Origin of the sequence: Streptomyces inhibens, from assembly GCF_003389455.1 — a bacterium.
Taxonomy (GTDB): Bacteria; Actinomycetota; Actinomycetes; order Streptomycetales; family Streptomycetaceae; genus Streptomyces; species Streptomyces inhibens.
The window spans coordinates 1-18,839 of the sequence record NZ_QUAC01000227.1 but is presented as its reverse complement, the minus strand read 5'-3'; the positions used below and the strand labels follow the sequence as shown (position 1 = coordinate 18,839).

General features: G+C 70.5%; 14 protein-coding genes. 4 read left to right on the top strand and 10 right to left on the bottom strand.

The features are described from left to right. Positions 1 to 132: 132 nt before the first annotated feature. From DY245_RS28545 to DY245_RS28535, 3 genes are all read right to left on the bottom strand, one after another. On the bottom strand, positions 133 to 729 hold the full coding sequence (locus tag DY245_RS28545; protein ID WP_128510103.1) for a toll/interleukin-1 receptor domain-containing protein: 597 nt from the start codon (positions 727 to 729) through the stop codon (positions 133 to 135). A 231-nt stretch (positions 730 to 960) separates the two neighbouring features. Then, the gene (locus DY245_RS28540) at positions 961 to 2,274 is read right to left on the bottom strand and encodes a helix-turn-helix domain-containing protein (RefSeq protein ID WP_128510102.1); all 1,314 of its coding nucleotides are present in this window, start codon (positions 2,272 to 2,274) and stop codon (positions 961 to 963) included. A gap of 145 nt (positions 2,275 to 2,419) precedes the next feature. Then, on the bottom strand, positions 2,420 to 4,666 hold the full coding sequence (locus tag DY245_RS28535; RefSeq protein WP_128510101.1) for a DUF4132 domain-containing protein: 2,247 nt from the start codon (positions 4,664 to 4,666) through the stop codon (positions 2,420 to 2,422). A 472-nt stretch (positions 4,667 to 5,138) separates the two neighbouring features. Here DY245_RS28535 and DY245_RS28530 point away from each other — a divergent pair, with 472 nt between their 5' ends. Then, positions 5,139 to 5,840, top strand: coding sequence for an SDR family oxidoreductase (locus DY245_RS28530; RefSeq protein WP_128510100.1), 702 nt, complete (start codon positions 5,139 to 5,141; stop codon positions 5,838 to 5,840). Between the two features lie 73 nt (positions 5,841 to 5,913). Continuing rightward, complete coding sequence (locus DY245_RS28525) at positions 5,914 to 6,600, top strand: LysE family translocator (protein ID WP_128510099.1); 687 nt, start codon at positions 5,914 to 5,916, stop codon at positions 6,598 to 6,600. A 72-nt stretch (positions 6,601 to 6,672) separates the two neighbouring features. On the opposite strand, the gene DY245_RS44710 is transcribed toward DY245_RS28525, so the two are convergent. Both DY245_RS44710 and DY245_RS28515 read right to left on the bottom strand, forming a co-directional pair. Beyond that, entirely contained in the window at positions 6,673 to 7,746 is a 1,074-nt protein-coding gene (locus DY245_RS44710) for a CPBP family glutamic-type intramembrane protease (RefSeq protein ID WP_181923902.1), read from the bottom strand. Between the two features lie 481 nt (positions 7,747 to 8,227). Further along, on the bottom strand, positions 8,228 to 9,955 hold the full coding sequence (locus tag DY245_RS28515) for a coagulation factor 5/8 type domain-containing protein (RefSeq protein ID WP_128510098.1): 1,728 nt from the start codon (positions 9,953 to 9,955) through the stop codon (positions 8,228 to 8,230). A 338-nt stretch (positions 9,956 to 10,293) separates the two neighbouring features. Between DY245_RS28515 and DY245_RS28510 the strand changes: the two genes are divergently transcribed. Beyond that, positions 10,294 to 10,797 carry a hypothetical protein gene (locus tag DY245_RS28510; RefSeq protein WP_244943314.1) on the top strand — a complete coding sequence of 168 codons (504 nt, stop codon included), beginning with the start codon at positions 10,294 to 10,296 and terminating at the stop codon, positions 10,795 to 10,797. Between the two features lie 21 nt (positions 10,798 to 10,818). Here the strand turns inward: DY245_RS28510 and DY245_RS28505 are convergent, their stop codons facing one another. Together DY245_RS28505 and DY245_RS28500 are read right to left on the bottom strand one after the other, a co-directional pair. Beyond that, on the bottom strand, positions 10,819 to 12,654 hold the full coding sequence (locus tag DY245_RS28505; RefSeq protein WP_128510097.1) for a glycoside hydrolase family 15 protein: 1,836 nt from the start codon (positions 12,652 to 12,654) through the stop codon (positions 10,819 to 10,821). Positions 12,655 to 12,844: 190 nt separating this feature from the next. Continuing rightward, positions 12,845 to 13,846 (bottom strand): GlxA family transcriptional regulator, encoded by a 1,002-nt coding sequence (locus tag DY245_RS28500; RefSeq protein WP_128510096.1) that lies wholly within the window; start codon positions 13,844 to 13,846, stop codon positions 12,845 to 12,847. Positions 13,847 to 13,976: 130 nt separating this feature from the next. On the opposite strand from DY245_RS28500, the gene DY245_RS28495 reads away from it, so the two are divergent. Further along, on the top strand, positions 13,977 to 14,891 hold the full coding sequence (locus DY245_RS28495; protein WP_128510095.1) for an NAD(P)-dependent oxidoreductase: 915 nt from the start codon (positions 13,977 to 13,979) through the stop codon (positions 14,889 to 14,891). 203 nt (positions 14,892 to 15,094) lie between these two features. Here the strand turns inward: DY245_RS28495 and DY245_RS28490 are convergent, their stop codons facing one another. The 3 genes from DY245_RS28490 to tap form a co-directional block, all read right to left on the bottom strand. Beyond that, the gene (locus DY245_RS28490) at positions 15,095 to 16,324 is read right to left on the bottom strand and encodes a hypothetical protein (protein WP_128510094.1); all 1,230 of its coding nucleotides are present in this window, start codon (positions 16,322 to 16,324) and stop codon (positions 15,095 to 15,097) included. A gap of 108 nt (positions 16,325 to 16,432) precedes the next feature. Then, positions 16,433 to 16,990: a telomere-protecting terminal protein Tpg gene (tpg, locus tag DY245_RS28485; protein WP_128510093.1), complete on the bottom strand. Its 558-nt coding sequence runs from the start codon at positions 16,988 to 16,990 to the stop codon at positions 16,433 to 16,435. A gap of 9 nt (positions 16,991 to 16,999) precedes the next feature. Next, positions 17,000 to 18,839 (bottom strand): telomere-associated protein Tap (tap, locus tag DY245_RS44705; RefSeq protein ID WP_244943313.1); only part of this gene is annotated, 1,840 nt, incomplete at its 5' end.

The following is an 18,839-nucleotide window of genomic DNA, read 5'->3' as shown; positions in this document are numbered from 1 at the left end:
CGGCGGACGGCGGGGCCGGGCCGGGATCGGCCTGGCCCGCCGCACTCTGGGCGGAGTCGTCCGCGGGCGCGGGCTCCTCGGCCGGCATCTCCTCCGGCGCCGCACCCTCCGCGCCGGCCTGTTCGGTGTCGCTCACGGCGTGCCTCCGCTGCGTGCGTCCCGGCCCTCGGTGTAGATGGCGTTGCCGCTCCCGGTGCTGATGGAACTCCTCTCGGCGTGGATCACGTTGCCGCCGGCCGGGGGCGCCGGCTGCGCGGCCGCGCCGGCCACCGGTACATGGCCGCGCAGTACCTCGGTGATGTGCGGCAGGTCGACATGCGCGTACGGCACCCTCAGCTGCATCGTCTGACGCTCCGCCAGTTCCGCAATGTCGGAGGGCAGTTCGTCCTTGGACGGCAGTACGGCGGCGTCGATCAGCACGGGGATGACGGTCCTGCGCCACTCCAGCGCACAGCGGATCTCCTCGTGGACGTAGTCGCCCGGTACGTCGATCCGGCGGCGGCCGGCGGCATCGCGCAGCGAGAGCCAGTTGGGGCCGATGAGCACGAGGAGCACCCCACAGCTTTCGAGGTGGCGTCGCAGGTCGGGCGGAAAGTGCACGCCCGGCTGCATGGTGCGGCGGTCCCGGAAGACGTTCTCCGGCCCGAATATGTCCTTCAATTCCTCGTCGAGCAGGACAGCCGCTTCCGCGCCGTCGCCGGTCCGGTAGTTGATGAAAACGCCGGCCATGATGTTCTGCCTTTCCTCATTGTGACAGCGGTGGATTACGGCAGCGAGGCGCTGCGGGGCCTGTCGGGGTGTGGTCGGAACATGGGTGGGTGAAGCCGAGATTCACAGGCGTTTCAAGTGCGGTCAACGCGTTGCCCGCGGCCTTTTGGCCGGGAAACGGAACACCCCGGGGACGGTAGGAGCGGGGTTCTTCGGTGGCCTTGTGTACGGGGCGGTATGGCGGGCGGGAAGTCAGGCCGGACTTACCGGCCCGGTGCGGTGGGTGTGCAGTCCGATCGCGAGGTGCGGGAGGGTCCGACGGACGGTGGGATTCTTTGGCCAACGATTGAGCGCACGACTCAGCCGCAGAAGATCGGCGCGGATGGTGGCGGAGTCGATGAGGGCAACATGCGAGGCGACCAATTCGGCAATGGCGCAGGCCTGTTCGATTTCGCCGACGTTCGCCAATGCAAGGGCGAGCCGGGCGCCATAGCGGGCTCTGGCTCGACGGGACCGAAGAGGAATGGCATCCAGACCGTCGCCGAGAAGGGTGACGGCCTCCGCCGGGGAACCGAGATCGTGCATACACCAGCCGGCGACGAAGGCCGTCAGATCCGGCAGATGGATGCTGCCGAGCACCGGGTCCTCATCGCCGGGCGGCAGCGCACCGGAGGTCAGCTCCGCCCCGCGGTCCAGAGCCCGGCGGCATGCGTCGCGGTCCCCCACCAGAGCGTGCCCCTGCGCCTCGCGCTGCGCGGCTAGCCCGCGGATGCGTGCGCTGCGGGCCTGTTGTGCGGCCCGCCGTGCCAGTTGGACGGTGGCCACCGAATCGCCGCTGTACAGGGCGAGTTCGGCCCGGCGGACCAGGGCGTAGGCGGCCAGTTCGTCGTCTCCGCCGTCCGCGGCCAGCTGGACCGCCTGCTCGGTCCACCACAGCGACGCCGCGTCGCTGCCCGCCTCCTGCGCCATCCACCCGGTGTACTCGGCGAAGCGGGAGGCGAGACGGAGCACATCGTCGCGGTGGGCGGGCCGGGCGTGGTGCGCCATGCCCCGCAGGGCGCTGGTGGCCGCGATGCACAGCTGGGCGACCACGGCCGGTCCGAAGATCTGTCCCAGCCGACGGAATTCATCGAAAGCTTCGCGGAAGTACGGCAATGCCGCATTCGTCTCCCCGCTTTCGAGGAAAGGGGGCGCGATGGACCAGCTCACGATCGTCGAGGGCATGGCCCCGCCGACGAGCGACGCGGGATCAAATGCCACAAAGTCGCTCTCGCCACCGGGGTGCATACGTAATGTCCAGGGTGTACTGACATCCGCTTCGGTCAAGGGGCCCACGGCGGGGCTTTGACCGGGTGTGGAAATCAGGCTGCTGAGTTGCCCTCCGGCGTCGAGTGCGCTGTCACATAACTGCGCAAGATCGTGACTGGGTGACTTCACACCGCGCTCGATCTTGCTCAAGTGCCCTTTGGAAAAGCAGATCAGGGTCGCCAGTTCACCCAGGGACAGCCCCGCCTCGATCCTGCGCCGACGTAACTCCGCTCCGAACCCCACCGGAATCCGCTGCACACCCGCCCCCCGTCGTTCTCGACCGGTGAAGGGAGTGTGCCACGCATCACACCTGCTCTCCCGTGCCGTTCACATATTGCTTGCTATCGGTTTCATTACGCTCCGCCGCGGGCGAGGCGAATCGCCTTCCCTTGCGGGATCCGGGTCAGCCACGCCCGTGGGGACCGTCGTCCATGAGATGGCCGACCGTGCGCACTACGCGTTCCAGCAGCGCCTCGTCGTAGGGCAGGAACGGCAGCGGGACGGCCTGCCGCCCCTGGGGCAGGCTGATGTCGACCGGATCGCCGTCGCGGGTGACCCGGCCGGTGGCCAGGTGTATGTCGTAGCCGTCCAGACGCAGTTGGCGGTCGCCGAGCTCGATACGGCCGGAGGCGAGGTGTTCGGCGAGGATGCGGCGCACCGCCTCCCGGCGCAGTCGTGCGGTCCGGCCGAGCGGCAGGGTGTAGAGGCGGTCAAGCGCCTGCCGGGCGTCGCGGTCGTGGGCGTGGGTGTCGCACCAGGCGAAGCTGCCGGTGCTGATGAGGAGGTCGACGGAGCGCAGGGTTTCCGACAGCCGGACGGCATCGACGTCGGCCAGCGGCTGTGGGGTTCCGTCGGCGCGATGGAGGCTGACGTCCTGGGCCTCCGCCCACCCCGTGGCGCCCGGGTAGAGGCTCCCGGCGATACCCAAGCGCGCCTTCATATCCCCTACGGGGAGGGCGAGTTCATCGTCCTCGATGTTCCAGCCCTGGCGTACGGCCAGGCCGAGGACCGCTTCGACGCGGACCAGATGGCCGTGGAACATGGCGGTGGAGTGGCCGGTCTCCGGGGGCCGGTAGTGCTCGCGGTAGGCCTGGCGGAAGGGCTGGCGCAGCCGTAGTGCCGCGATCCGGTCACGCCAGAAGTGCCGTTCGGCAGGGGTGGCACGGGCGGGATGCCAGAGCCGTACGGCGTCGGAGGGGCCAGGCTCGGCGAAGTCGGACGGGCCGGCCGCGGGCAGCATCGCCCGCCATTCCCCGGGGGCGTGCTCGACCTCCCAGATGAGACGGCGGGCGGTGCCGCGGGCCACGGGGTGGGTGGCCAGGGCATCGCGCCAACGGCCGTACCGATAGACGGTTCCTTCGGCGAAGCCGCCTTCCAGGCCACGGATCAAGGTCCGTATCTGGCTGCGCGTCTTGCCCAACAGATCGCGGGCGGCGGCGACTTCCTCGGGGTGGTCACGGCGGGCGGCGGCCGGTAGCGACTTCAGGGCACTGCCGTCGGCGCGCTCCCAGCCCAGGGTGGCTTCGTCGGTGACGGTGAGCACGGCGGTGTACGCGCCGCACGGGATACGCCGGCCTCCGTCGGTGCCGTAGCCGAGATCCGGGAGGCGGAGCACGGTCTCGGGCCGCCGGCCGAGGTTGCGTTCGGCGCGCCGCAGGGCGCGGTCGAGCTTCTTGGTGACGCCGGCGTGCCGTACGACGCGGCGGGCTTCGCGCAGCGCGGCGAGGGCTTCGGGGGTCGGACAGGCCTCCACCGCCTGGGCGAGGGCGATGCAGGCGCCCTGCGAGGGCAGGGTCTTGGCGCTGGTCGGAGCCACGGCGACCTGCGGCAGCACGGTGGCGAGCGCCTCCCCGGCCCAGGGCTCGTCGCGCCGCAGGGCCAGCCGGGCGGCGCGGCGCAGGGTGTCCGTGTCGGCCGGGGTGAAGGCCTTGTCGGCGACGTAGGGGATCCGTCCGGCGTGGAGGGCGGCGAGGTGGTCGGCGGCGGCACGGAGGACGCGCCGGGCGAGTTCGGCGTGGAGCGCGTCGGCCGGCTGCTCGACGCCCCGGTCGGGCAGCGGCGGCCAGTCGCCCCACGTGGGCCCGTACCGCCGGTCCTCGGCAATCAGTGCCCGCTCGCTCGGGCCGGTGGCGAGGATCACCTCCACTTCAGCGCGTCTCAACGGGCTGTCGTCGTACACGGCGCGCAGGCATGCCGCGAGTTCCTTCTCGACCACCGGGCCGGCCAGGGCAGCAACGGCCAGGGCGGCATCGGCAGTCGCGTCGGCCCTCCGCATGGCCACCTTCACCAGGATCGCGGCATGCTCCGCCAGGGCTTCCTGGTCCCACGGCTCGGTGCAGCGCAACAACGCACCCGCCGCGTAACGGACATCGGTGGGCCTCGGTGACTCGGCCAGCGCGGCGTAAAGGTCCGTGAGAGTGGCGGCGGTGAAGGACGGCTGCACCTTGGTCCAGGTCACTTCGCGGGCGGCCCGGCGGGCGTGGTCCGGGGCGCTCTCATCGGCGAGGGTGCGGTAAACGACGGGCAGCAGCGCGCCCAGTTCCACCGGCGTCAGCTGCGCGCAGGCGGCCCACACATCGCCGTCCCCTTCGGCGTCGTGCCGGGCCAGCGCGGCCCGCAACTGTGCGGCATGCGGTGACAGTTCGTCCATACCGACAGACCGTAGCCGCAGGGTCTGACAACGCGGCCCGCAAGCGCGCAGCGCAGGCCCTGCAAGCGGCGCGGGAACGCGCGGCCTCGATCAGCGCGCCGCCGTAATGGCGGGTGGCGAACACAGGGACGCCGATGCGACAGCGGCGGTCGGGGATGCCCGGAACGCCGGACCGGTCCTGCACGATGAGCGGGGAGCCGAGCAGCAGGAACCAGAGCACGGCGAACACCCAGGCAACATGGTGGCGTCAGGGGCAGGAGATCGTTCGGGGAGCATCCGCGAGTGTACGAAACCGGGTCGGGCCGTTCCGCGACGGGCACCCATCGCCCCACGCGAAGCTTCGCCCCCATCCGGTCCGACTCACGCATCCGGGTTGACATAGAGCGCACTCCAATTGATGGAATCCCCGCCATCGCAAGGGCGGTGTTCCTGGTGACAGGGCGCGGCCATGACACGTTTCCAGGGGGTACCCATGACCGATTCTCCCGTCACCCTGATCACCGGCGGTGGCAGCGGCATTGGCGCGGCAGCGGCCCGACAGCTGCTGGATCAAGGGCATCGCGTGACCATCACCGGACGCAATGGCGACCGTCTGCGCCGTTTTGCCGAGGAGTTGGGCAAGCCGGCCGGGCTGCTGACCGTGGCCGGGGACGCGGCCGACTACGACACGGTCCAAGCGGCGGTCGACGCCACCGTCAAGGAGTTCGGGCAACTGGACACCGTCGTCGCCAACGCCGGTTTCGCCACCCATGACACCCTCGCCGACGGAGATCCCGCCGGATGGCGCGAGATGGTCCTGACCAACGTGCTCGGCCCCGCCCTGCTCATCAGGGCCGCCCTGCCCGCACTGAAGGAGACGCGCGGGCGGATCGTGCTCGTCGGCAGTGTCGCGGGCTTCGTCCACACTCCCGGCAATATCTACGGGGCGACCAAGTGGGCGGTCACGGGGCTCGCCGAGAACACACGGCGCATGGTGACCGCCGATGGTGTCGGTGTGACGTTGATTGCTCCTGGCCGGGTGGAGACCCCGTTCTGGGAGGGCATGGGCGGCCTTCCCGAAGGCAATCTCCTGACGGCTGACCAGGTCGCGGACTCCCTCGTGTGGGCGATCCGGCAGCCGAGCGGTGTGGACGTCAACAACGTGATCATCAGGCCGATCGGTCAGCCCGTGTGACCTCCGCGGCAGACGTCGCAGGCCGTGGCTCGACGAGCCACGGCCGCACGCTCGTCGCCGCTAGCCTCATGTCATGCTCACAGCCACCCTCGCCTTCGCCGGTGTCGCCGCGCTGATCAACGTCACGCCCGGTCTGGACACCCTGCTCGTGGTGCGGACTTCCGTCGCGCACGGCCGGACCGGCGGACGCGCCGCCGCCCTGGGCATCATCACCGGCTGCCTGGCCTGGGGCCTGGCGACCGCCGTCGGACTGACCGCACTGCTCACCGCCTCCCGTCCGGCCTACGACACCCTGCGCATCGGCGGCGCCCTGTACCTGACGTGGCTGGGCGCCTTGGCCCTGTGGCGGTCCGGGCAACGGAACGCGCACCACCGACAGGCGGACACCGGGCGCGTCGCCACCACCGACGTGGCCCCGCCCGCTCCTCCCGAGGGGCCCGCCGTCCCGTCCTCACGCGCACGTGCCGCCGCCTTCCGCGCCGGGCTCGGCACCAATCTGCTCAACCCCAAGGCGGGCATCTTCTACATGAGCCTGATCCCGCAGTTCATCCCCCATGGGGCGCCGGTCTTCAGCACCACTCTCCTGCTCACGGCGATCGATGTGATCGAGCTGTCGATCTGGTACTGGGTGGTCTCCGGCGCCGCATCCGTCCTCGGCGAGCGCGCCCGGCGTCCGTCCTTCCGGCGCCGTATGGAACAGGTCAGCGGAATCGCCTTCCTCGGCTTCGCCGCGAATCTTCTCCTGGCCGATCACGCCTGACTCCTGGCGGCCACGAGGCCGGCCGCGGCGCGCGGCGGGGGCAGCCCCATCTACGACCGACGGCGGGCAGCCTCATCCATGGCCGCCGGACCCGACCACGCGCCGGACGACACGAACCGCGGCGGGGTGCGCCGGCCGGCGCCGATGAGCCTGAGCCCGTGCGTACGCCGGTATCCCGGCCCGTGTCCGTGCGCGCGCCCGTGCCCGCGCCCGTACTCGTGCCCGTGCCTGTGTCCGCACCCGTGCCCCCACCCGGGACCAAGCCATCCGCGCCCCGACGAAGACCGCCGCCGTCGCCACCAGATACCCCAGTTCGAGGACCGCGGCGTGGATCGGGGCGACCTGCGCCGACCAGCCCGCGCCCCGCTGCACCCCTTCGAACACGACGCGGTTGACGCTCAGGAAGGTCACATGTGTACCGATCGCCGCCCACAGCGGCGCGGGTCCAGGTGCCGTACGGGCGGCCACCAGCGTGAGTCCGAAGACCGAGAGCAGCACCAGATACGCGACAGGGTCCTGACCGGCCGGAGTGACGCCCACCGGCGGCGCCGCCACGCCCACCAACCGGGCCACGCCGGCCTGCACCACGGTGGACGCTGCCGGCACCAGCAGAAAGACCATCGTCGTCCCCAGGGCCGAGAGCACCCCGCCGAAACGGTCGCGCAACGAGGCCCACGCATAGCCGCGCAGCGTCGTCTCTTCCGGCAGCGCCTCCAGCAGCACGGCCACCAGGGCGTTGCTCACCAGGAACGACGCGAGGGCTGCCAGGTCCAGGCCGGACCACCGCACCCACCCGGCCGCCGTGCCGCCCCCGAGCATGAGGGCGGCACACGAGGTGGTGACGGCCGATCCTCGCAAGAAGCCACGTGCTGCTGCGGACGGAGGCCCAAGTCCCAGTGGATATCGCTTCGTTGACCGCGAGGCCCGTAGCCACAGCACGGCAGGCACCGCGAGCGCGCTCACCAGGGCCGCGGGCAGCAGCTGCTGCGCATAGCCCTCGGCACCGAGCGCCCGGACGAGCGCCGGACCCAGCGCATTGCCCGCTCCCAGCGCCCCCGCCATCACCGCGCCGCCGAGCAGCGCCCTCCCCCAGGCCCGCCCCGCGGAGCCCCGGCCCGGCCCGCTCGTACCGTACGTTGTGGTCATCAGCTCTCCCTTCGCGAACGGCGAGAGGGGCGGGCACCTGGGCGCCCGGGGCGCCTCCGTCGGAATCATGCGTTCGCCCGCCACGCGCCGCAGAGTCTCCGAGACCTACGTGTGCCCTTGGCGCCGCCGATGAAGCGGCACTCCGGCGGGCACGACACGAACGGCTCGTCAAACCCTCCCGCGGCATGACATGACGCGGACCGCCGCTACATCCCTCGATCCAGCCACGCCACCCCTCGGGTCCAGGCGTCGTACCCGGATGGTCGGAGCAGGCCGGTGGTGAGCCCTCGGCTCAGCCGCTCGCGCCGTGCGCCGCCGAAGCGGCCGGCTCCGCGGCTTCGACACCACGCGGACACACAAAGATCCGCAGCGGGGCGTACCCCGCTGCGGAAACAAGATGAAGGCCCCTGTTCCGGCGCCACTCCCCCATGCGCAGTGCGCGGCGCCGGAACCTCCCGACCAGCCGTGGAATCAGAAGTGATCAGGGATACGAGACCACCGTGGACGGCACCGTCGACGTGCCCGAGGTGGGGGCGCCGATGCCGTTGATCACGTGCTCGTACTGCCCCTTCCCGCCCAGGGAGACCACGAGCAGATCATGGAACTTCACGCCAGGGCGGTTCGGCGGAGCCTCGAAGCCGTGGTCCTGGCGGATGGTGGGATCCACGTTGTAGTAGCAGTAGCTGCCCAGCCCCCACCCTTCGTGGGTGGTCACCGTCTCGGCGATCTTGTACGCGGCGAAGCCCTTGGTGCTGCCGTTCTGGACCGCGGCCTGATTGGGCGCGTCGTACGCCTTCTCGTTCTGGAAGAAGACCGTCCGGCCGCGCTCGCCGCGCCACTCCACGTCGTACTTGTTGAAGTGCTCGACGAACAGCCCCGTCGCCAGGACGTCGTCACCATTGACGCGGACCCCGTAGTCGGCCCGGTTGGTCTCCCAGCCCACGCCGTCCCCGTGGTCGGCGCGCCAGACCCAGGTGTGATCGATGATGGTGTGATTGCTGTTGATCACCATGCTGGTCGTCGCCTTGCCGGGGCCCGCCCCGCCAATCCGTATGAAGACGTCCTGGACCGTCGTCGGATTGGCGGCATGGCTCGCGGATGCGCCCTCGGGGCCGACCTCCAGCAGCGTGGCAGAGTTGACCGGGCCGGCATCGATCAGGAAGCCGGCGAGCCGCACACCGTCGACGTCGGCGACCTTCATGGCGGTCACCCCGTTGTCCGGAATGAGGGTCGCGTAGCCGAGGCCCAGGACCACGGTGTTCGCCCGCTGCACCTCGATCGGCCGGTCGACGTGGTAAATCCCGGGCGTGAGCAGCAGGTTGAGGCCTTGGGCAAGTGCGGTGTTGAGGGTCGCCGCGTCGGCGCCGGGTTTGGCCACGTAGAACTGGCCGAGCGGTAGGGACTCGCCCCGTGGTGTGCCGCTGCCCCAGGTGGTGCCGCGGGCGTTGGTGCGCTTCTCGGGGAGGAAGACCTTGTAGTCACCCCCGTCGAGATGGAGGAAGGGCTTTTCGCGGGAGACCGGAGTGGTGTCCAGGGTGGTGTACGGCGGGTCGGGGAAGGTCTGGCCGGGCGCCCCCTCGACTCCCGAAAACACCATGTTCCACACGGCGTTGTTCCAGCCGCCCACCGAACTGTCGCGGGAATACCACTGCTGCTGCGAGTACGGGCCCACCGTGCCGTCGATACGGCTGTCGGCGATGTAGCCGCCGCTGGCCCAGCCGTAGCCGTCGGGCGCCAGGTTCAGCCCGCCCTTGACGTGCATCCGCCGGAACGGGGCCGCCTGCGCCACGGCCCACCGGTTGGTGCCGTTGACGGGACAGAGCGCGAGGTTCTCCGCCGAGCGCCAGAAGTTCTGTGTCGCATTGCCGTTGAACCAGCCGGCGTCGACGGTCACATCACCGTTGAAGGTCGTGTCGTCGGGCGACAGTCCGAGGCCGGCGATCGAGGTGTAGAAGCCGATCTGCGCGTTCAGGCCGCTGTACATGCCGGGCTTGAAGAGCAGTGCGTATCTTCCGGTGCCGAACTGGGCCGACTCCTGTTGCTTGAAGATCTCGTCGAGCTTGCCCTGGATGTTGGGCATGGAGGGGTCGAAGACCAGCACGTTCGGGCCGAGGTCGCCACCTCCCGGCAGCGCGGCGGCGGCAGCAGGCGCCGCGGATGCCTGGGAGGCCAGGACCGGCAGACTTGCGGCGGGGAGGGCGGCTGCCATCGCGGCCAGAACTCTGCGGCGTGAGGGCCTCGGCGTACGGACAGTCTGGGCGTCGGAGGAGGGTGAGGCGTGCGTGGGGGGCGTGGTGCCTGTGTGGGGTGTGGCGTCTGAGGGGGGTGTGGGCACAGCAGCTCTCCTGATTCAGGAAGTGAACGATTGAAGTTCATGGGAGCGCTCTCTTGCCTGATGCATGTTCACCTTGTGTGAACGGTCCGTCAAGAGTTCCGTCAGGACTCTTCGGCCCTCAAGCAGCCCCCTCGACCTTGAGGCTGACGGCCCCTCAAGCACCACCACCTCCACGACCACGGGCCGGCCCACCTTCCGCAGACTCCGGGATCATGCCCATGCCATACGCTTCCCCTTCGCCCACACTCTCCCCCGCGCCCTCCCCCGCCCGGGACGCGACCGTGGTGCGTACGGGACGCCGCGGCGCGCTGACCGCCCTCCCCGTCTGCCTGGTTCTGATCGCACTGGGCCTGGCCAGGGTCGTCGGACTGATCATGGTGGCCACCGGTACGGCCAAGGGTGAGGTCTCGGCACGGGACGTGGCCGGTGATGCTGGTGTTCGGCGCGCTCGGTGTGCTCTTCGGAATCCCGAACTGTGCCCCGGCGGCCCGATAGACGACCGTGATCCGGTGCTCTGGCTCCTGGTCCGCGACGAGGAGCCGATCGCCCCCGGCCTGCCGCGCCTTCGCTACCGGCTCCCGCTGCCGCCCGGCAGTCAGGACAAGGTGACGGCGGCGATCCGGCAGTACGCCCCGCCGCACCTGTGGCTGGGCGAGTCGCAACGCGGGCGCGGGCACATCGGCCGCCCAGACCTGAGCCGCCGCCCCGGGCGGTAGGTCACGGCGGGACGGAGCGCCTTACCCCAACGCCCGATCGAGGTTGAAGGCCGCGCTGATGAGTGCCAGGTGGGTGAAGGCCTGGGGGAAGTTGCCTATCTGTTCGCCGGTACGGCCGATTTCCTCGGCGTAGAGACCGAGGTGGTTGCCGTAGGTGAGCATCTTCTCGAACGCGAGCCGGGCCTCGTCCACGCGACCGGCGCGGGAGAGCGCCTCGACGTACCAGAACGAGCAGATCGAGAAGGTGCCCTCCTCGCCGCGCAGTCCGTCCGGGCTGCTGCGGGGGTCGTAGCGGTAGACCAGGGAGTCGGACACCAGCTCCTCGCCCAGTACGTCGAGGGTGGAGAGCCATTTCGGGTCGGTCGGCGAGATGAACTTGGCCAGCGGCATCATCAGGACCGCGGCGTCGAGGACATCGTCACCCTCGTGCTGGACGAACGCCTTCCGCTCGGTGGACCAGCCACGCTCCATGATCCGCCGGTAGATCGCATCACGGGCCCGCCCCCAGCGGAGCATGTCCGCCGGCAGACCCCGGTGCGTGGCGATCCGCATCGCCCGTTCGATCGCCACCCAGCACATCAGCTGCGAGTACAGGAAGTTCTGGATCTTTCCGCGGGTCTCCCAGATGCCCTCGTCCGGCTGATCCCAGTTGTCACAGACCCAGTTGACCAGGTCGCCGACGGTGTCCCAGTGTTCGCTGGACAGCGGCTCTCCCCACTTGTCGTAGAGGTAGAGCGAGTCGATGAGGGCCCCATAGATGTCCAGTTGGAGCTGATTGACGGCGCTGTTGCCGATCCGGACGGGGGCCGAGCCGAGGTGGCCCTCCAGGTGGAGCAGCTCTTCCTCGGGCAGTTCACTACGGCCGTCGATGCCGTACATGATCTGCAGCGGGCCGTCGGAGCTGTTCTTGAGGCAGACATTCTTGGACAGGAAGTGCACAAACGCCTTGGCCTCGTCCGTGAAGCCCAGTCTGAGCAGCGCATAGATACAGAACGCGGCGTCCCTCACCCACGCATACCGGTAGTCCCAGTTGCGCTCGCCGCCGATCTGCTCGGGCAGGCTGGTGGTGGGGGCGGCCACGATGGCGCCGGTCGGCGCGTAGGTGAGGAGCTTGAGGGTGAGCGCCGAGCGGTGCACCATTTCCCGCCAGCGTCCTCGGTAGCGGGACTGGGACAGCCAGCTACGCCAGTACCGCACCGTGGCACCGAACAGCTCCTCCGCCTCCGTCACCGCACAGGCCCGGGGCTCCACCCCGCCGCCGATCCGGTCGAGCGCGAAAACCGCGGCCTCGCCCTCGCCCAGCGTGAACGATGACCTGACGTCCGGGCCGTCGATCGCGACCGGGACGCTGGACGTCAGCGCGAGCGACAGCTCCGGCGATTCGAAGATGGTCTGCCCCTGCCGGGTACTCACCGTATGGGGGCACCGGCCGTAGTCGAACCGTGGAGCCACCCGGGCGGTGAACGGCAGCGACCCGCGTACGCACAGCACCCGCCGGATCAGCCGGTGGCGGTCCGCCTCGCGCGAGTCGTCGACGATCGGCATGAAGTCCTGGACCTCGCCCACGCCGTTGTCCGCGAAGAACCGGGTGATCAGGATGTTGGTGTCGGGGAAGTAGAACTGCTTGGTCCGAGCGGGTACGTCCGGGGCGAGCTCGAAGGCCCCGCCCCGGTCGGCGTCCAGGATCGCCGCGAAGACGCTGGGCGCGTCGAAGCGTGCGCAGCAGTACCAGTCGATGGTGCCGTTCGTGCCGACGAGCGCAGCCGTACGCATATCGCCGATCAGGCCGTGCTCGGCGATGGGCAGGTAGCGGGGGGCGTCCGCCTTGCTGGGGCGGAGGCTCTCACAATCGGTCATGTGACCTCCCCGGCGCTGGGGGCAAAAGCACTGGGTTCAGGTTACCTCCGGGCGGTTCCGGGCGGCGAGCGACGCAAGGGCCGGGGGCCGGGTCCGCGGCCCTCCATCCCGGCTTCCCGGCATCCCGGCATCCCGGCATCCCGCCATCCCTGGTAATCCCCTCCCGGCCTCCCGCCTCCCGGCGTGACGATCACCCGGTCCTGGGAAAGGCCCGCCGATAGTCACTCGGCGACACCCCGATCTGCTTGAGGAAGTGGTGGCGGAGGTTGTTCGCCGTGCCCAGTCCGCTCAGCTCCCCCACCTTGTCGATCGGCAGGTCGGTGGACTCCAGAAGACCCTGGGCACGCCCCAGACGCTGATTGAGGAGCCACTGCAGCGGTGTCGTCCCCGTGGCCGCCTGGAGCCGACGGTAGAAGGTCCGCGGGCTCATCGCCGCCCTCCGCGCCAGGTCCTCGACCGTCAGCGGTTGGTCCAGCCGTGCACGGGCCCATTCCAGTACGGGTCCCAGGCCCTGGTCGTCGCTGGCGGGCACGGACAGGTCGATGAACTGCGCCTGGCCGCCGGGCCGGTGTGCGGGTACCACCATCCGCCGTGCCAGCTGATTGGCGACATGTGCGCCCAGGTCGCGGCGTACGAGATGGAGGCAGAGGTCGAGGCCGGCGGTCAGCCCGGCGCTGGTGAGTACGTCGCCGTCGTCCACGTACAGCACCGAGTCGTCGACGTGCACCTTCGGGTAGCGCTCGGCCAGTTGGGCGGTGTGCATCCAATGGGCGGTGGCACGTCGCCCGTCCAGCAGCCCCGCCTCGGCGAGCGCGAAGGCACCGGTGCACAGGGAGACCATGCGGGCGCCCGCGTCGTACGCGCGGCGCAGGGCCGTGATCAAGTCCGGCGGCAGCGGTCTGCCTTCCTCGACACAGGGGTCGGGCACCGAGGGCACGATGACCGTGTCGGCGTTGACGAGATCGTCGAGGCCGTAACGGGTCCGCAGCGCCAGCCCGTTGTCGGCCGCGGGGCCGCCCTGCCCCTCCTGCTGCGGCTCACCGATCCCGCACAGCCGCAGCTCGTACCAGGGGTCGGCCAGGTCGGGCTGCGGCTTCCCGAAGACGGTGCAGGGGATGCTCAACTCGTAGAGGTCCCAAGAGGGAACCCCGATATCGACGGGAACCACCACGGCGACGGAACCAGCGCTCATGCCCCGAAGGGTATGGCAGGAATTTGGTGCCGGTCGTCACCGCTGTCACTTCTTGCGGCGTCCGCGAGCTGCGAGCGTGGTCCGTACGTGATCACCGACCCGCCGCTCGCGGCGTAGAAGGAGTTGTGCCATGAATACTCGTCACCCGGCCGTCACCGTCCTCGGATTGGGCTCGATGGGCTCGGCGCTGGCCGCCGCACTGCTGGAGCGCGGCCACCCGGTCACCGTGTGGAACCGCTCGGCACGCAAGGCCGACGCGCTGGTCGAACGGGGCGCTCGGCTGGCCGCGACCCCCGAGGAAGCCATCGCCGCGAGCCCGCTCACCCTCGCCTGCGTACTGGACTATGCGGCGCTGCACACCGTCCTCGATCCGGTCGCCGACTCCCTTGCCGGCAAGGCCCTGGTCAACCTCACCTCCGGCTCCCCCGAGCAGGCGCACGAGGCCACCGCATGGGCCCGGTCGCACGGCGCCGACTATCTGGACGGCGCGATCATGACCACCCCGCCGGGTGTCGGCAATCCGGAGATGATGTTCCTCTACAGCGGTGCCCACGCCGTCTTCGAAGCCCACCGGCCAACCCTGGAAGCCCTGGGCGATCCCCTGCACCTGGGCACCGACCCCGGTCTGGCCTCCCTGTACGACGCCGCCCTGCTCGGCCTGATGTGGTCCACCATGACCGGCTGGCTGCACGGCACCGCCCTGGTAGGCGCCGAAAAGACGCAGGCCACGGCCTTCACCCCGGTCGCGATCCGCTGGCTGACCGCCGTGGCCGGTTTCCTCACCACGTACGCGCCCCAGGTGGACGCCGGCCACTACCCGGGCGACGACGCCACCATCGACGTCCAGATCGCGGCCATCGACCACCTCATCCACGCGGCCTCGGCGCGCGGCATCGACAATGCCCTGCCGGAGCTGCTGAAGACCACGATGGAACGAGCCAGGGCGGCGGGCCACGGCTCCGACAGCTACGCGAGCGTGATCGAGGTCCTGAAGGGATCGGCACGGGCAGGTGGGCGGCCGGCCCACACACTGACGCAGCCATGAATAGTGCACAAGCCAACGAAAGACCGGCCCAGGTCCAGGTCCAGATCCAGATCCACGACAAACGAAAGGCCGATCCACAACGCCGGCAACCCTCGGCATCCCCTTTACCACCATGAGTGATCAACGCTCGCGTTGATCACTGCCCGCGGTGAGAGGCAGCGCCAACCGCCTCGCACCAAGCATCGGCGGGCAACACGTAGGGATCAGCGCCCGCCCGCTGCCAGTCGTTCCCCGGCGGCGGCCCTGACCTCGGGTTCCTCCATCGGGTCGTCCCGCAGCCGGGTGAGCCGCTGCCGGGCCAGCGGCACGTCGGGTGCGGAGGCGATGCCCAGCACGCGGGCGTTCGATTCGCAGTCCCAGAGGGACTCGGTGTACGCCCGGTCGAGCCCGGCCGGGTCGATGGCCGCAAGTGCCTTCAGGTAGGCCGGCCGTTCGTAGGAGTGCGGGGTGCACAGCCAGAATCGGCGCAGTGCCGGCGCGGCCTCCGCGGCCGCCGGCCCGAAGCGCGCCAGACCGGCCGCCAGCCGGTCTGGGCCGCACCACTGGCGCGCCTCCTCATGGGCGGCGAGTTCCCGCATCAGCGCGGGCAGGTCCCGGGCTTCGCCGTGTTCGGCCAGAATCCGGATGCCGGTCCAGGACAGCCAACCCCGCTCGTCCGCCGCCCATGCGCGCGCCTCCGGTGCGGCGAGGGCACCGAGCCGCTCGACCGCACGCACGAGCCAGGGCACCGGCCGCTCGCCGTCCGCCGTCCCGAGCCCCGGCACCAAGGGGATCAGGTCCGGCTCCGGCGGGCGGCCGGCCAAAGTGTGCAGAGCCTCGGCCTTCGCGCCGTCGGCCGTGTCCGGGTCGGCGAGTACGGCCAGCAGCCGGCGACGGCTCGGACCCACCTCCACGGTCTGCACCCCCTGCGGGCGCGGATGTGCGGACGTCCTGTGTCCCGTCCCCCAGCGCACCCAGGGATCGGAGCGCCACAGCAGCGACTCCTCCCCGCTCAGCCGGGCCCGCGCGACATCGGCCAGGTCGTCCCACCACTCCACCGGCCAGATGCCCGCCACCGACTCCAGGACATCCACCCAGTGCTCGCCCTCCCGGACGTAGGCCCGCAAGGCCTCGCGAGCCTCGGCCGACCCCGACACGGCCAGCAGTTCCAGGATGCTGGTGGCCCGCTCGCACTCGTCCTCGTCACCCGCCAGAAGGGAGACCACCGGATCCGGCGCCAGTCCCAGCCCTTGGATCAAGCCCGCCAGATAGAGGTGGCGGTCGTCCACCGAATCCCACCGCCAGTCCTGCCGGACGGCTTCGTACACCAACTCGGCGGCTGTCGCCGGATCGTCCGGCGCCCACATCGCGCCCAGACCCCGACCTCGTTGCAGCAGCCCCTTGAGCGAGTCCACCGGCGCGTACGCCCGGTCACCCGCTGATTCGTCACTCATCGTTGCGGAGCCTGCCCGAGACGCAGCGCCGACACCAGGCATTTTCCGAGGACCGCCCACCCCGCCGCTCGGTCACCTCACCCGAGTCCCGGACCTTCTGGCGACAGCCTAGAAGTCCAGCTCGACGTAATCGATGTCGGTGAACTCCACCAGGAGGCCGTCGGCACGTCGCCCGCGGTCCTTGAAGTAGATCTCCTGGAGGCCTTCGGCGGCGATGTTCTGCAGTTGCTGCTCCGAGGCCCCGGCGGCCTGGGCGTCGAAGAGCCGGGCCGCGTATGCGGGGGGAAGGTGCTGGGTGATGAGCCGGATACGGCCGTCGTCGGTGGTGCCCGGCGCGGCGGTGAAGCCGAAACGTGCCCGGGTCTCGATGACGATGCCGCCGGTGCTCGCCGCCTGCTTCTTGGCCCGGGAGCGGACACGCGGCTGCCAGTCCTTGGTGACCTCGGCGACCATCCGTGCCGCAAGTTCCTTACGGGGATGCTTGATCTGGTCCTTGATGTAGCGCTCCACCGTGCGCTGGGAGATGCCCAGGCGCTGCGCCACCACCTTGGTGGACCCCTTCTCGTGCCTGACCAGGAAACGCATCTGCGCACCGGCGGATTTCGGGAGGGGGCGTGTGGCGGTGTTCGCCGCGGCCTTGTCGAGGCTGTCGCCGAGGATGCCCATCACGGTCCTCTATTCCCCGCCGGCGGCGGCGTCGGTGCCCTTGATGTGCCGGGCCGGGTTGAGCTGCTCGTCCTCGATCATCGCGGCCACCCACAGGAAGTCCTGGGTGCCCTCGTGCTTGACCATGCCGGGCGACACTCCGAGACGGAATCCGCCGGGCAGCGGCTTGCCGTCCTCCGTGTACGGGAGGAAGTCCAGCGGGCCGGGGCCGTGCGAGAGGTAGACCGCGCAATCGGACAGCACCGCGACGGGGAAGGTGCCGACCGACGCGAGTTTCCGCATCTTGCGGTGCATGTTGGTACGGGCCTTGCCGATGAGTTCCGCCCGGATGTGCGGACTCCAGGTCGGGCGCTCCAGGGCGGCCCAGCGCTCGCCGTACTTGTGGCGGGCACCCTGCGGCCGCTCACGAAGCTTGCCGATGCCCCCCTTGACGGACGACTTGATCGCCGACAGGACGGCGACCTGCCCCGTATCGACATCCTTGTGCCGCTCCATGGCCGCAAGGAAGTCGGCCTCCGGCATCCCCGTGGTGACGCCGAGGTCGGCCATGGTGGCCATGTAGGCGTCGCGCAGCCGGGTGTACCAGGCGTCCAGGTAGGCGCCGTGCTCGTACCGGACGTACGCCTCGGCCGGCTCCACCTGGGCGCCGAGCTCGACCGCGTAGGCGACGGTCGAGGTCGAGTACCAGGCCGGACCGGTGGGGCGGGTGCCCTTCGGAGTGAACGGCGACGGAAGCCGTGGGTCGCTGTCGATATGGCTGAGGTCGACCAGCCAGGAACCGGGCAGCTTGGCGTCGAACGTCGGGGTCGTGATGTGCGTGGCCGGCCCGGTGCCCACGTTGAGACGGTTCGCGGCAGCGGCAAAGGCCATATTGACGTCGATACCGACCCCGTACGCATACCCCTGGGCGCACTCCTCGTCCGTGAGCGGACGGAACCAGTCATAGGCCTCCTCGTCGAGGACCTGGTCCGGAGTGCGCTCGTGATGGCGCGGGTAGAGGGCGGCGACGACCGGGTGTTCGCCGGGGGCCTCGGGCGGTGCGGGGTCGACCGGCTCGGTCAGGGAGCCGGGGTTCGGCCCGGACACCCAGTTCCCGGTCTTCTCGTCCTTGACGGCCCGGGTCGGGGGCCGCAGCGCGGTCATCAGCTCCAGACCGCAGACCGCGGTCGAGCCGCGGGGCGTGATGACCCGGCTCGCGTACGTGCCGAGCACGCGGGCGAGTTCGCCCGGCGGCAGCTGATCCGTGTTCCCCCAGGAGCGGGTGTCGAGCGCGCCCCAGGGCAGGATCGCCAGCTGTACGCACTGACGCCGCCCGCCCTGCGCCGGGCGGTAGATCCGCGGCCAGGGACCGAAGCCGCGGCGAGTGAGCTGCCACTTCGCGCGTGCGAGTTGGGTGATGAGCTTGTGGTCCTCGGGCAGACGCAGACCGCGCCGGTCCTCCAACGTCCCCGGCAGACCGAACCGTTCGGCCGCCTCGGCGGTGATGACGACGAGCGGATCGGCGTCCTTGCCGTTGCGGTTGAGGCGGGGCGTGCCCAGCCGCGCCTCGGTCAATGCCCAGTCGACCAGGGCCGGGAGAGTCCTGGCCGGACAGTCGAGGATGAGGCCGCCGACACAGTACGCCGAACCCTCACCGTCCAGCACGGCGAGCGGACCGTTGGCGAACCGGGGGTCGAGGGCGGATGCGTCGGGGGCGGGGCTCGGCCTGCTCGGCTTGCCCGGCTTGCTCGCCTCGGGCTTCTTGGCGGCCGGGCGGCGCGACGTCGCTGCCGGCACGGCGCTCACCGGCCGGGCGCGAGCCGGGTCGGGGGCAGCGGTGGGCGCTTGGGCCGGCACCGGGACGGGGGCG